Source organism: Bradyrhizobium sp. cir1 (genome assembly GCF_014198245.1).
Classification (GTDB): Bacteria; Pseudomonadota; Alphaproteobacteria; order Rhizobiales; family Xanthobacteraceae; genus Bradyrhizobium.
In genome coordinates this window covers 224,974-239,183 of the sequence record NZ_JACIHE010000002.1, presented here as the reverse complement: position 1 = coordinate 239,183, position 14,210 = coordinate 224,974, and the positions used below count along the sequence as shown (strand labels likewise).

At 61.3% G+C, this 14,210-nt stretch carries 13 protein-coding genes; 8 read left to right on the top strand and 5 right to left on the bottom strand.

Annotated features, from left to right (window positions below):
* The first annotated feature begins 62 nt into the window (after positions 1-62).
* Positions 63-785, top strand: coding sequence for a TetR/AcrR family transcriptional regulator (locus GGD63_RS05610; RefSeq protein WP_183239904.1), 723 nt, complete (start codon positions 63-65; stop codon positions 783-785).
* Between the two features lie 418 nt (positions 786-1,203).
* On the opposite strand, the gene GGD63_RS05605 is transcribed toward GGD63_RS05610, so the two are convergent.
* Together GGD63_RS05605 and GGD63_RS05600 are read right to left on the bottom strand one after the other, a co-directional pair.
* A complete protein-coding gene (locus GGD63_RS05605) occupies positions 1,204-3,486 on the bottom strand; it encodes a TonB-dependent siderophore receptor (RefSeq protein WP_183240737.1) in 2,283 nt (760 codons plus the stop codon).
* Positions 3,487-4,444: 958 nt separating this feature from the next.
* A complete protein-coding gene (locus GGD63_RS05600; protein ID WP_183239903.1) occupies positions 4,445-5,116 on the bottom strand; it encodes a GntR family transcriptional regulator in 672 nt (223 codons plus the stop codon).
* Positions 5,117-5,253: 137 nt separating this feature from the next.
* On the opposite strand from GGD63_RS05600, the gene GGD63_RS05595 reads away from it, so the two are divergent.
* The 4 genes from GGD63_RS05595 to GGD63_RS40925 all read left to right on the top strand — a co-directional run bounded on the left by GGD63_RS05595 (position 5,254) and on the right by GGD63_RS40925 (position 9,291).
* Positions 5,254-6,456: an ABC transporter substrate-binding protein gene (locus GGD63_RS05595; protein ID WP_183239902.1), complete on the top strand. Its 1,203-nt coding sequence runs from the start codon at positions 5,254-5,256 to the stop codon at positions 6,454-6,456.
* Between the two features lie 217 nt (positions 6,457-6,673).
* On the top strand, positions 6,674-7,579 hold the full coding sequence (locus GGD63_RS05590) for a fumarylacetoacetate hydrolase family protein (RefSeq protein WP_246785365.1): 906 nt from the start codon (positions 6,674-6,676) through the stop codon (positions 7,577-7,579).
* Positions 7,580-8,166: 587 nt separating this feature from the next.
* Entirely contained in the window at positions 8,167-8,778 is a 612-nt protein-coding gene (locus GGD63_RS05585) for an FMN-dependent NADH-azoreductase (protein ID WP_183240735.1), read from the top strand.
* A gap of 264 nt (positions 8,779-9,042) precedes the next feature.
* A complete protein-coding gene (locus GGD63_RS40925; RefSeq protein ID WP_409334046.1) occupies positions 9,043-9,291 on the top strand; it encodes a pirin family protein in 249 nt (82 codons plus the stop codon).
* Between the two features lie 88 nt (positions 9,292-9,379).
* On the opposite strand, the gene GGD63_RS05575 is transcribed toward GGD63_RS40925, so the two are convergent.
* Positions 9,380-10,294 (bottom strand): LysR family transcriptional regulator, encoded by a 915-nt coding sequence (locus GGD63_RS05575; protein WP_183239899.1) that lies wholly within the window; start codon positions 10,292-10,294, stop codon positions 9,380-9,382.
* A 185-nt stretch (positions 10,295-10,479) separates the two neighbouring features.
* On the opposite strand from GGD63_RS05575, the gene GGD63_RS05570 reads away from it, so the two are divergent.
* The 3 genes from GGD63_RS05570 (at position 10,480) to GGD63_RS40920 (ending at position 12,470) form a co-directional block, all read left to right on the top strand.
* A complete protein-coding gene (locus GGD63_RS05570) occupies positions 10,480-10,878 on the top strand; it encodes a DoxX family protein (protein ID WP_183239898.1) in 399 nt (132 codons plus the stop codon).
* Positions 10,879-10,992: 114 nt separating this feature from the next.
* A complete protein-coding gene (locus tag GGD63_RS05565; protein WP_183239897.1) occupies positions 10,993-12,036 on the top strand; it encodes an Atu2307/SP_0267 family LLM class monooxygenase in 1,044 nt (347 codons plus the stop codon).
* 68 nt (positions 12,037-12,104) lie between these two features.
* Positions 12,105-12,470, top strand: a complete 366-nt coding sequence (locus GGD63_RS40920) for a hypothetical protein (protein WP_183239896.1) — start codon at positions 12,105-12,107, stop codon at positions 12,468-12,470.
* Positions 12,471-12,473: 3 nt separating this feature from the next.
* On the opposite strand, the gene GGD63_RS05555 is transcribed toward GGD63_RS40920, so the two are convergent.
* Together GGD63_RS05555 and catC are read right to left on the bottom strand one after the other, a co-directional pair.
* The gene (locus GGD63_RS05555; protein ID WP_183239895.1) at positions 12,474-13,847 is read right to left on the bottom strand and encodes an MFS transporter; all 1,374 of its coding nucleotides are present in this window, start codon (positions 13,845-13,847) and stop codon (positions 12,474-12,476) included.
* Between the two features lie 69 nt (positions 13,848-13,916).
* The gene (catC, locus tag GGD63_RS05550; RefSeq protein WP_183239894.1) at positions 13,917-14,207 is read right to left on the bottom strand and encodes a muconolactone Delta-isomerase; all 291 of its coding nucleotides are present in this window, start codon (positions 14,205-14,207) and stop codon (positions 13,917-13,919) included.
* Positions 14,208-14,210 lie beyond the last annotated feature (3 nt).

Here is a 14,210-nt window from a genome sequence, read left to right as displayed (position 1 = left end):
ACAAGGGGATGTGATAGGGGTATCTGACTGACACATTGTCTCAGTCGCCAGCCGGAAGCCTCATGACCGATCACAACCAATCCACTGCAGAACTCCGCCCGCTCAAAAGCAAGCCGGTCGCCGGACGCGCCGGACGGCCGCCGAAGGAGTTTGCTGGCGAGGTGGATGCCCGCATCCTCCACGCAGCACGCAAGGTCTTTTTACAACGCGGCTTCGAGGGTGCGAGCATCGACGAGATCGCCGAGGCGGCTCATTCCGGCAAGCGCTCGATCTATTCTCGCTTCCCTGACAAGCGGGCGCTTTTTACGGAAGTGGTGACACGGGACATCCTCACGCGCATCGCGGAGTCCAAGGCGGAACCGCCTGTTGGCGCGACCATCGAGGAGCGCCTAGCCAGTGTTGCCTCGACATTGCTGCATTGGAGTTTCGATGCTGACCGGATCGCACTCATGCGGCTCGCCATCGCGGAGGCGCATCGCTTCCCCGAACTGGCCGCTCAGGTGAGCCGCAGGGCGCGTGACCTCTCCACTGAGCTCGGGGCACAATTGCTGCGTAATTTAACGCAATCCGACGAACTTGCTTCGATGCCGGCCTTCGCGCCAGAACGTCTTCCCACAACGGCGCGGGCTTTCCTCGACGTGCTTGTCGTGCCGATGATCCTCAGGGCGCTGTTCGAGGTGGACCTCAAGAAGCTCGAGCCAGAAATCGACTTGCATGTGACCTCAGGCGTTACATTCTTCCTTGCAGCTTGTCGGAACGGCGAGATCCAACATGAGGGGCGTTGAGCCGCCACATCTGTGGAGTTCGTTTGTAGATTTCCTTTTGCTACGGACCATTCAGGACTTAAAGCGGCTGCAACCTGCACGACAATGAAGCCAATCTGCAAAGGAGGAGCCTTTTTGACCGGCTCCAATATGCCCAATTTCCTACGACGTACGCTCCTTCAAGGGCGCGCCTGCTCGGCAGAGCGATGAACCTCTGGTGCCAGGTGCCGGCTCGATCACCACGCGGAAGGGCATCACCTGCGCCTGAGCGGCGCGGGCTCGACACTGACTCCGCAAAGCGCCAGCCATAGCCCGGCAAGCGCGCGATCCAGCCTCTGCCGCGATGCGATCGAGCAAGCGCTGCAGGTCGGCACGGCTCAGATCACAACCGCGCGTCAACTCCGCCTCGGTCACGTCGGCCATGCGGTGAGGGCAGCGATTACATGTCGACGGTCATCGACAGGAGATACGTGCGCGGCGCTCCCAGAAAAAACGTGCCGAATGAGGCCACGCTGGACCAGTAGCTTTCACCGGTCACATTTTGAATATTTGCGCGGAAGACAGTTTTCTTGCCGTTGATCGCCGTCGTGTAGCGGGCACCGAGATCGAGTCTTGTCCAATCCGGGATTGGTTGCTTATTTGCGCTGTCGACGAATTGCTTGCCCGTGTAGATGACTGTTCCGCTCAATGTGAGATCTCTCATCCATGGGAGATCCCACTCTGCCCCGATGTTCGCTTGTACGTTCGGAACGCCGATTGGCGTGTTACCCAAATTGGCGAGGACTGCAGTCTTCGTCAGCGTGCCGTCCAGCAGCGAGACGCCTCCGAGGACACGAACATCGGGCCCGAGTTCGCCGAAGACGTTGAACTCGAGCCCGCGCACTCGCTGTTCGGCGGTTGCGGCGAAGCGCCCGGCGGACAGTTCGCCGCTCGCCTTGGAGATTTCGAAGGCACTGAAGGTGGTTGCGAACCTGCCAAAGTCCACCTTGACGCCGGCCTCGTACTGCTTGGCGATGTAGGGGGCGAGCACTTCGCCGAAATTGGAAGCCGTCTGGGGCGCCACGTCGCCCCGGGCAAGTCCTTCGATATAGTTCGCGTACAGGGAGACATTTTCCTTGGGCCGGATGACCAACCCGACCACCGGGGTGGTCGCGCTCTTGTCGTAGGACGACGTCAGCGTTCCGACGTTGGAGAGATAGTTGTTCGCCTCAATGTCCTGGCGACGGACACCCAAGGTCAGTAACACCCGCTCGTCGAGCACGGACAGGGTGTCAGCAATCGACACCCCCGTGAGTTGACTGTCCGAGAGTCGAGGACGCCCAGGCGTCTCGTTTGCGAACTGCGTTGGGGCCACCGCCGGATTATAGATGTTCGAGGCGACCAAGCCGCCATTGGTGAGCCGTCGGTACAGTTCGTCGTGATAGACCGAGGCCTGGAAGGTGACGGCATGGTGAACGAAGCCGGTATCGAAGCGAGACCGGACACCGCCATCATACGTGTACCGATCAATGCTGAGCCCGAAGTATTGCGGCGTCGAGGTGGTGTTGCCGCTCGCGCTGGTGATCGTCGGAAGACCGAAGAACCGCTCGACATTGGTCCGCGATCCCCCGACATCGGCGAACAGTGTAACCTGATCGCTTACATCATATTCGTTGCGCCACAGGACCGATTGATCGTTGATGTGCGACCATTCCCAGGGTTGCGTCACGTTCAGCCGGGCGTCCGGCGCCTTTGGCACTTGCAGGCCGGCAGCCACGAGGAATGGACGTGACGGAGCGTCGAACCGATCGGTCTGGGCAATGAGGTAGAGCCAGGATCTGTACCGCTCGCCCTGATAATCGAGAGCCAGCGATCCGATGCCCGTCGTTTCGGACTGACGGTCAATTGGCGTATCGCCGTCGCGGAGACTACCACTGGCTCGCACGCCCCATTCCCTGCCGTCGCCGTAACGCCGGGCAACATCCCAGTGGCCGCCAAATCGTGCGGTCGAGCCGTAGCTCGCAGTCAGGCGGGTCAGGTCCTCTTCGGCGCGTTTAGGCACGACATTAATGACGCCGCCAACGCCACCGTTTGGCGCAATTCCCGAGAGCGCGGCCGAAGGACCCTTCAGCACCTCGATACGTTCGACGTAGTCCGTGAAGATGCGGTATGTCGGCGCAATTCCGTAAAGGCCCTCGAAGGCGAATTCACCGTTGTTACCTTCGTTGATCGGGAAACCACGAATGTTGAACGAGTCAACCACACCGCCCGTTGGGTGAGAGCTTCGTACGGAAGGATCGAGGATCAAGGCATCCGCGCCCGTCGCAGCCTGCTGATCCCGGATGAACTTGTCTGTGTAGCTGGTCGCGTTGAATGGCGACTTCATTGTGCCGGTATTTCCAAGCATGCCCAGCCGGGCAGCCTGAGCGACCTGCCCTCCGGCGAACTCGGGCGCCACGCCCGACCGCGACTGCTGCGCTTGTACCGGGACGGCGTCCGGTTGCGGAGCACGAGAGACCACGACACGACGTGAACCTAGCCGGGCTCTGGCGCCATCACGTTTGATCGGCACCTGGCGGGCCGACCGCGGCGTCGGCGCATCAACCGTTACGGGCGGAAGGGAGTTCACGCCTTGCGATGCCTGCGATCGCGCGGGCGGTTCAAACCACGTCAGCAGCGCCACTCCACCAAGCAGGGTCGCACCAATGCGAGCTGCGGTCCCCATCTCATCTGCACGTCGCATTTCCAGAAAGTTCCTGATCGGCAGTTCCGTCGGCCAACGAGACGCGGCTCCGCGCTCGGCCTGCGGCAATCACGGATCGAAGATCCGTTGCCGCGTCCGAACTCGGCCGACACTTTTGATTAGTGAACAAGCTCCTCAGCAGTCCCGCAGACAGATTGGTTGCCTGCGCCGTCGCCGACAACTTCGACTTGCTAATGATCTGCCCGGCTTCTTTAGAGAGAGATTTTTGCGACCGCAACGCAAATGCGCGCACTGCGACTTAGAATGTCTCGATCATCGACGGTTCGAGTTAGTCGATGGAGCGCGTGGAAAAACTTCCCGAATGCGCTTTGGACAATTCCAAATCAGCGCCGTCGAAATTTTGAAAAAAGGACAGACGAGACTCTCTCACCGGAGGCGAATGATTTTTAATGGACGCAATAACGCAATGAGCGTTTGCTTCTCGGGCATGCATCAGGACCTCATCGTGGACTGAGTGCTGCGCGTCGCCATTCTATTCCAAGCGCCCTCATAGCGACGCCGTGACGCAGCGCAGGATGCGCAGATGGGAGCACGACAAACTCCACTGCGGCTCGACCGCATTTGATGGATAGAGCCATCGAAGCCGACCTCCTTGGCCTCGCTGCTGATTTTGGCGTTCTTGTCGCTCTCTCTTGCAGACGATCGTTTTCAACAGAGGCCGAGGTAGGCGTTGCGCACAACGGCTCAAGCTCGCTTACTGCAGAAAGCGTTCGCAAGGCTCCATGACCAGTACGTGATGCGCGCCCTTGTCACGCCTCCGTCGACGAAGCACGGCTTTCCTTCGCACCGGCGAATGGGACGGCGTCAGGGATTCACGCATCGTCGAACGTTTCGAGATGAGGCGCAGCAGGCAGAAATCGGACGACGTTCTCTGGCACGAGTTGAAGCCGCAACTCTCTCCTCCGAGGACCGCCCGCGGGGCGACCTCGCAGGCATCTCACCCGAGCTCGTCCATCTCCGCGCGCCTCAGGGCCGACTCGATCGTATCCCGGGTCTTGCCGATATGCGCCGCTATGGCAGCGACCGCCCGGTCGGTGTCGCGTGCCAGCGCCGCCTCCATCAGCTCACGGTGCTCGCGCGCGGCGTCGCGATTGCCGCGGTCGGTCTTGCGCGCGAGGTCGAGATAGCGCTCATTATGGGCGAACAACAGGTCGCGCACGCGCAGCATCCAGGCGCTATCGCAGGCCTGTGCGAGCGCTGCGTGGAATTCGCCATGCGCCACGATCCAGGCCGGCGAGAAGCCGCCGTCCGCGGCTGCGATCGGCGTCACCGCCAGCCGGTGATGCGCTGCGACCACTGCCGCCTCCCAGGCGAGATCGCCGCTCGCGATGGCACGGCGCAGGCACTTGGTCTCGATCTCGATGCGCATTTCGGCGAGATCGCGCAAGTCGGCGACCGACACCGGCGCGACGCGGAAGCCGCGCTGCGGCATCGCCGTCACCAGCCCCTCTGCGGTCAGCCGCGCAAGCGCCTCGCGGACCGCCCCGGTGCTGACCGAGAAGGCCGAGCCGAGCTCGCTGATCTTGAGCTTCGCCTCGGGCAGGTATCGGCCGGCGAGCAGGCTGACACGGAGCTGTTCATAGACGGTCTGAGTGGCGCTTCCGGACATTGGTCATGTGTATCACAGCGGCAGAAGCCAAAATAGATTTTTACACGAAAATATATTTTTGTTGCGGGCCGGCCGCGACCTCCGTATGCTCCCAATAAGATGACCGCCGTCAGCGCGGCCCATCAGGGAGGAGCCGAATGCGAAGCGCTATCGCAGCTGCAGGGCTGTGCGTGGTCTGGTCTGTTCTCGCGGCACCGGCTCTCGCCGAAGACCAGCCCGGCATCACCGCCACCGAGATCCGCATCGGACAGACCATGCCCTATAGCGGGCCGGTGTCCGCCTTCGGCATCCTCGGCAGGGGCGAGGTCGCCTATTTCAAGATGGTGAACGACCGCGGCGGCATCAACGGCCGCAAAGTCAACCTGCTCTCGCTCGACGACAGCTACGTGCCACCCAAGACCGTGGAGCAGACGCGCCGACTGGTCGAGAGCGACGACGTCTCGTTCATTTTCTCGACGATGGGGACCGCGCATAACACGGCGATCGCCAAATATCTGGCGGCTAAGAAGGTGCCCCAGCTGTTCGTCGCCTCGGGCGCCTCGAAATTCGGTGATCCTGCGCAGTTTCCCCTGGCGCTGATGGGCGTGATGGCGCCGTTCCGCAACGAGGCCCGCATGTACGCGCGCTACGTCCTGCAGAAGAAGGCCGATGCGACCTTCGCAGTGCTGGCGCAGAACGACGATTTCGGCCGCGACTACCTTTCCGGGCTCAAGGACGTGCTCGGCGATCGGTTCGACACGGCAGTCGCGGCGGCGACCTACGAGCCGACCGAGCCGACGATCGATTCCCAGATCGTGAAGCTCAAAGCGACCGGCGCGGATGCGCTCGTGATCGCCGCGACGCCGAAATTCGCCGCGCAGGCGATCCGCAAGAGTTTCGAGATCAACTGGCGTCCGATGACGTTCCTGAGCAACGTGTCGGTCTGGATGTCCTCGGTGATGGAGCCCGCCGGCCTCGACGCCGGCACCGGCATCATCTCGAGCGCCTATTTCAAGGATCCGAACGATCCGGCCTGGGCGGACGATTCAGGCGTGAAGGGATGGCGCGACTACATGGCCAAATACCTGCCTGACGGCGACATCCGCGATTCCAACTACGTCAACAGTTACAACTTCAGCATGGTGCTGGAGCACGTGCTTAAGGCTGCCGGCAACGACCTGAGTCGCGAAAACATCATGCGGCAGGCGCTTTCGATCAAAGATCTGGAGTTGCCGATGCTGCTGCCCGGCATCAAGGTCAACACCGGCGAGAGTGACCATCTGCCGGTCGAGCAGCTGCAGTTCATGCGCTTCAGCGGCAAGCAGTGGGAGCGCTTCGGCGAGGTGCTGTCGACCAAGTAGCGCCACCTCGCACCGAGATAGAGAGTGCTTCACGCGCAAGGCCGATGCCATCAAGATCTTGGCAAGGATTTCAATTTCGCATGCGCGTCCAAACTATTGGGAGGAAAGCATGACGACCCGCCGAAACTTTATGAAAACTGCAGTTGTAGCTAGCTTAGGGAGCACCGTTCTGTCGCAAGCTGACACAGCGTACTCAACCACTTCGGGAAGTAGGGAAATGCAAATGCCGCGCGGGCTTACATTGCTGTCCTTGGTCCAGGTCGACGGGCGTGAGACACTCGGTGTCAAACTGTCGAGCGGCATTCTTGACGTAGCTTTAGCTGGCAAGACCCTGAACCTGGTCGTGCCGACGACCCTTGAAGAACTGCTTGCGCGTGGAGACGCCGCCGCGCTCGAACGTCTGATCGCAGCGGCAAAGGACAAGCCGGAGTTCTTAAAGGATGAAGCGACGATCAAGTTCGGCCGGCTCTTTGCCAGCCCGGGCAAAATCGTTTGCGTCGGACTTAATTACAAGGCGCACGCGGAGGAAGCCGGCGAAAAGCTTCCAAAGATTCCCATCCTTTTCAACAAGTACAACAATACACTTGCCGCGCACAATTGCACGATAAAACTGCCCCCACGTGAGGTCTCTCACAAGTTCGACTACGAAACCGAATTGCTCGTGGTCATCGGGAAGACGGCCCGCAATGTTTCAGAAGCAGAGGCCCTCGACTATGTTGCGGGTTACGCGGTCGGACATGATTTCTCCGCGCGTGACCTTCAACTGGAGACGGGCGGCCAATGGATGGTCGGCAAGACGCTGGATGGGTTCGCACCTATCGGCCCCTACTTCGTCTCGGCCGATCTGGTCGATCCGAACAACCTTGCGATCGAAACATTCGTCAATGATGAAGCTCAGCCGCGACAATCGTCGCATACCTCAAAATTCATCTTCAACCCGCAGAAGGTGATCTCTTATGCCTCGAAACTGTTTGCGCTGGAGCCAGGCGACATCATTTTTACGGGCACTCCTGAGGGAGTGATCATCGGAATGCCGAAAGAGAAGCAGGTCTGGCTCAAGGCCGGCGATAGGATCACCAGCCGAATTGAGAAGCTTGGCACACTGAAGTTCGATTTAGCGTAGGAGCCATTCTCAGAGCTTGCGGCGGGATGCCGCTGGCCGCGCCACCTGCCCCGCTGGCTGAACTTGTGTCCTACAGGGCGGACCGCGTTCCGCTGAACGCCCTGTAGTGGCCCCCCCGGGCGACGAGGAGGCCGAGTTGCCCGACTTCTCGCTTAGGCGGACGGCGTAGGACCCATTAAGCCAACGCCTTGAAGATTGTCGTCCGGAGAGTGGACATCATCGCTGCCGATGATTGCGCCGATATAGCCATCCGGGCGCACAAGAAGCAATCGCCCGGTTCCAAGGCATAGGTGTCTGGAACGAGCCGCCGTCGCCGACCAGAGATCGAGCCGGGAAGGTCACAGCGGATTCCGGTGATGAGCGCAGCCGGAACAGGCGGCATGTCCCCGATCGACAGCTCCGCCATTCTAGGAGCTTCGGTCCTGAGCGCGACACCGCTATCCATCGGCCTATCCGATGGATAGGTTCGGAATATCCCCACTTTTCAGACAGAGTTGGCCGTCGGATAAACCCTCATGTTCGAAGCGCTCAGAAAAGTCCTGTTCCGCCCAATGTCCAGGCCCGAGCGCAACCCGGAGATTAAATCCATGACGATCCTACACATCGACTCCAGTATTCTCGGGGGCTACTCGGTCAGCCGCTCGCTTTCTGCTGATATCGTAGCCCGACAACAGGCCCTGCATCCGGACTTAAAGGTGATCTACCGGGATCTGGTGGCGGACGCCGCCCTGCATCTGTCAGATCGGCACATGGCGGTCTTCCAGGGCGGCGCGGTGTCGGACCCCGGCCTCGGGGCGGATCTGGCCGCTGGTGGCGCCTACATCGACGACCTTTTCGCCGCCGACATCATCGTCATCGGCGCGCCTATGTACAACTTCTCCGTTCCATCGCAGCTGAAGGGCTGGATCGATCGCGTCTGCGTCGTCGGCCGCACCTTCCAATATGGCGCGAACGGGCCCGAAGGCCTGCTGCCCAAGGGCAAGAAGGTGTTCATCGCCTCCTCGCGTGGCGGCGTCTACACCGGCGACAGCCCGGCCGCTGGTCTCGACTTCCAGGAAACGTACCTGCGAAGCGTGCTGCACTTCATCGGCCTGACCGACATCACGGTCGTGCGGGCCGAGGGCCTCAACATGGGCGATGAGGTCAAGGCCGCCGCGATCGCCAAGGCCAAGACCGAGATCGCCGCACTCGCCGCCTAGGCGGAAAGACACAGAGGCCGGGACCGCGATTCCGGCCTCGGGGACACGCTCCGGACCTCATTCAGTCCAAGGATCATCCCGATGAACATCGTCGCGACGCGGGCCCACTGAGCATGCTCCAGCACAAGCCCTAGCCGAGATCGCCGGCGTCGACCTAAGCTGGCTCAAGACGCGCGACCACTTCGCCTTCCTCGTTCATGGCAATCCGACGCATCTTCCAGTCGGGACCCTGTTCCTCTTCAACGATGACGAAATCGCCATCGGATCCGGCTGGCTCCTGCACCCTCATGCCAACAGATTATCACCTATGTGCAAGAGGGCGCGGTCACCCATGAGGACAGCCTCGGCAACAAGGGCCGCACCCACGCCGGGGAGCGGACCACGCCATGGACATCGGCATCGACAGCTTCGCGGCTATCTTGCCCGATTCCGCCACCGGTCAAGCTGCGCGATAAGACCCATCCCTGCTGGTCGGGCCGCTATCGCCCGGCCCTGACCGGTCAGGGCGTCTAGCCACGCCCGCACCAGGCTCAGCTTCCGATCTGGCTCGGCGTCGGCGGGACGCCACAGTCGTCCGCACGCGCCGGCGCGTTTGCCCTCGTCAGGAACCTGTCTGGTGGTGATGTGCGCATTTTCCCAATCGCTGGATAAGCCATCGGCCGGCCGGTCCCGGGGGATCATCGGCGCGATAAGCGATGGACATCGGCAGTTTGAGATCGCTGGCGGCGACGCCTTCGATGCGCAGACGGGACAGCCGCCCTTCCTCTATATCTGCCCTCACGGCATGGCCGGGCATGCCGCCCCAGCCAAGGCCGTTGAGCAGGAACGTGTGCTTGGCGAAAAGATCAGCCAGCCGCCAGGTCTGTGACGACAGCACCCCGAACTCCCGCCCCTGGGAAAGTTCGGTACGATCGGTAAGGACGAGTTGGATATGGTTGCTGAGTTCACCGCGCGGGATCGGCGCGTCGAACGCAGCAAGCGGATGGTTGGCAGCGGCCACGACTTCAAAATCCACGGCGCCGAGCGGCTCTGTGCTAATGCCGGGGGGCATGACAGGCAAGGTGCCGACGATGCCCAAATGGGCGCGGCGATCAAGGATCGGCAGAACCGTGCCACCCAGAACCTCGACGAAGAGCCGTAGCGGCACGGTTGGGAATTGCTCCAGAAATTCCCGGGCGGCCTCGGCAATGACGCTGATGGGGAAGAACACATCGATCACGACCGACAGCTCGGGTTCGAGCCCGGATGCCATGCCTTTCGCCTGCGACTTGAACGCATCGACTTTGGCGACCACCTCGCGCGCGCCAGCGAGCAGCATGCTTCCGGCCGGAGTCAGTTGCGGGTAGCGACCGGTCCGGTCAAAGAGCTCCACGCCCAACTGATGCTCAAGAGCGCGCACGAGTTCGCTGACGGCGGACTGGGCGCGACCCAGCTTGCGCGCGGCGGCCGAAAAACTTCCCTCGTCGACCGCAGCGATGAAGGTGCGCACCTGATCAAGCGATAAGCCGTCCACCATGAGACATAATCCATCGGATTTGCTGATGGTATATATCTTATAATAACGGCTTTTCAGATGGCAAGGGCCGCGAGAAAAGTGATGTCGCGATCAGCTTTCATGCCCTCGCAAAGTTACCTCTCGAAAGCGCGTCAAACCCGTCTGGACTGCGCAGTTTCCCCCAACGCTCAGTTTCAAGGTGCTCTATGCCATCATCGCAAAACTCACAGACTCCCACCAAAGCTGTCAGGATCACTTCCTGGGTTCTTCGCCTGCTCAGTGCGGCTGCATTCATTTCTGCCGGCGGCGCCAAGCTTGCGGGCGTGCCGATGATGGTTGCTATTTTCGAGCAGATCGGGGCCGGCCAGTGGTTCAGGATCTTCACCGGCGTGGTCGAGATCGTGGGCGGTATCGCCATTCTGGTCCCGGCGACGGCGGCGTTCGGCGCCGTTCTGTTGGCTGTTACCATGGTCTGCGCCGTGTTCACTCATCTGGCGCTGATCGGCGGGAGCCCGCTCCCGGCTATCGTGCTGCTGGCGATCACCTCGACTGTCGCATGGCTGCATCGCCGCAGTCTGTCCGACGTCCTCCAGAACCACGGCTGAAACCGAAGTCGGGCTCAAAACAGGCACTCTTGAATGCCTTTGAAGATCAACACCGCATTGTCGAGGTTTCAGATCGCGCAAGTTCTCAGTATCGCGCCTCGAAAGGAATGAAGAGTGGAGATCGGTATCGATAGTTTTGCGATGCTTGCGATCGACCCAAGGACAGGCCATTTGCAGTCCGCCCCTGATCGCATGGAAAGCGTGCTTGCAGAAATGGAGCTGGCCGACCAGGTCGGCCTGGACGTCTTCGGCATGGGCGAGCATCACCGGGAGAACACGCTCGACTCGGCGCCTGCCGTTATTCTCGCGGCTGCGGCGGCGCGCACGAAGACTATCAGGCTGACAAGCGCGGTCGCGGTGATCAGCGCTGCCGACCCGGTACGGGTGTTTCAGGAGTTCGCGACACTCGATCTTATTTCGAAAGGCAGAGCCGAACTTGTGGTTGGCAGGGGGTCTTTCACCGAAGCCTATCCGCTGTTTGGCTACGACCTGCGCGACTATGATGCGTTGTTTGCCGAAAAGCTCGACCTCCTGCTCAAGCTCAACGATGCGCCTCATATCAGTTGGAATGGCCGTTTCCGGCCAGCGCTGAATGGTGAAGGTGTTTATCCTCGCCCGCATCAGGAACGGTTGCCGATCTGGCTCGGCGTTGGCGGTACGCCAGGTTCGTTCGCGCGCGCCGGTACGCTTGGCCTGCCGCTGATGGTCGCCATTATCGGCGGCAGCTTCGAGCGCTTCCGGCCTGCTGTCGACCTCTACCGGCGCGCTTGGCAGGCCGCGGGTCATCCGCTGGCCAAACAAAAGGTCGGTGTCCATGCCATGGGTTTTGTCGCCGATACGGACGAGGCGGCCAGAGAGGCTTTCTTTCCCGGCTGGTTCCAGGCGTTTAGCACCGGCGCGAAGGAGCGGGGCTGGCTGCCGCCGACGCGGGCGCAATTCGAGGCTATGTGCGGTCCCGCAGGGGCCTTCCTGATCGGCAGTCCGCACACGGTCGCTGCCAAGATAAAGGCGTGCAGCCAAGCATTGGGCGGCGTGTCCCGCATCACGCTTCAGATGAGCACCGCCGCACTCGAAACAGAGGCTATGCGGCGATCGATCGAGTTGCTTGGCGTCAAAGTCGTGCCACTGCTTCGAGACGCGCCAGACCGGAAAGCGTAGATGGGTGAACTGATCAATGGCGCCTGGCGCAAGGTAGAGTTGAGCCCCGATACCTCAAAAGCGTCGATATGTCGAATTGGACGCTCAAGCATCGGCCGTCGATATTTCGCGACTGGATCACACCGGACGGGGACGCCGCCGAGGGAAAACGACGCTTCATGGCCGAGGCGGGCCGCTACCATCTCTACGTCTCGCTCGACCGTCAGTTTCCAACACATCAAGGGGCACTATTACGGCAGCCACAACCGAGCGTTACACGTTCCTACCCTGGCAAGGGCGTCGTGCGCTATCCAAATGCCGCGAATGGGGGTGGCAACACGGCGTCGGTGATGAGCACCGCAACCAACGCGGTGACGGCCACCATTCCGGTTGGGCAAGCTCCGGTCGTGCGCACTGGTCCTGATTTTTGCGCGGTCCGCCTCCCTGCCAAGTAGACGTCACCCCGGTGATGATACAGGTTGGCGTGAGCCTGAGGCCCCGTATCCCTTCAGGATCAAAATGGTTGCCGCGCCGATGCAGGCGAGGACGATCATCGGAATCAACCCGAGCACGAAGCTTCCCGTCTGATCCTTGATGAACCCGAGGAGAAAGGGAGCCACGAAGCCGGAAATGTTGGCGAGCGAATTGATCATAGCGATCGCGGCCGCCTTTTCAGACGGCGACGTCCACTCGGAGACCAGCGCCCAGAACGGTCCTTTCACCCCGTATCCCCCGAGCAGCGCAAAGCACAGCGCAACGACCACCAGGCTCAGTTGATGAAGATAGATGCAGGACGCCAACGCGACCGCAGAGACCAGCAAGGGCACCACCGTATGCCAGACGCGTTCCCGCCGACCGTCGGAGCGACGCGCCCAGACGAACATGCCGACCGCCGCGACAGCAAAGGGAACGGCATTGACCAGGCCGGTCTGGAAGTTCGTCAGACCGAACGACTTCACCATCTGCGGCTGCCAGAAGGCCAGGCCGTAGCCGGTCGCAAGGCTGCCGGCTGAGGCGAGCCCAAGGGCGAGAACCCGGGGGTTCGCCAGCGTGCGCCACACGCTGCCATGTGAGCCGCCCGCGTTGCTCAGCTCCTCTGCGGCCAGCTTCCGCTGCAGCCAACGCTTCTCGTCGCGCGACAGCCAGCTGGCGGAGTCCGGTTTGCTGGGAAGGTAGACGAGGACGAAGAGGCCCAGGAACGTCGCGGGCAATCCTTCAACAATGAACAGCCACTGCCACCCGTGCAGTCCCAGATAGCCGTCCATTCCGAGAAGCGCACCCGACAGAGGCGAGCCGACGAAGCCTGCGAGCGGCACCGACACTGAAAACGCAGCGATGACTTTGGCGCGGTAAGCCGCCGGGCACCAATAGGTGAGATAGAGCAGAACGCCCGGAAAGAAGCCTGCCTCTGCGAAACCCAGCAGGAACCGCACGATGACGAGCGACGCCGGGCCGACGACGAAGGCAGCCCCGGCCGCGATCAGTCCCCACGTCATGAGAATGCGTGCGATCCATACCCGTGTGCCGACGCGCTCCAGGATGAGATTGCTCGGAATTTCGAAAATGATGTAGGCGATGAAGAACACACCGGCCGCCCACCCGTAGACGGTGCTGGACAGGCCGAGACTCTTGTTCATCTCGAGCGCTGCAAACCCGATATTGATGCGGTCAAGATAGGCCAGGAAGTACGACAGGGTCAGGATCGGAACGATGCGCCAGATGATCTTGCGCATCGCAGCCTTTTCAATCGCAGTGTCCCGTTCTTGATGGTCATTGCCCGACGTGGGTACGTAGAGGGGCTCTAGCGGCTCGGCAATGCTTTGTTCGTTCATGGTGTTGTTTCCGCCCAAGGAAATTGATCACTATTGCTGTTTTGGTTGACCGAGACCCGGATCGCGCACCTAGCCGTCGTCGGCACGATTGGACGAGGGGTGCCGGCACAACGGGGTCACGCTCACGCGCATGAAGGGGAAGAGCGGCAAGGTCGACAGAATGTCGTGCAGCGCCTCATTGCTCTCCACGTCGAAGATGCTGATATTGGCGTAGCGACCGGCGACCCTCCACAGATGGCGCCATTGACCGCTGCGCTGCAGCTCCTGCGCGCGTTGACGCTCGGTTTCTTTCAGCTGCGCGACCACGTCAGGGGCGAGCCCGTGCGGAATCTCGACGGTCATTTCAACCTGGAACAGCATGGC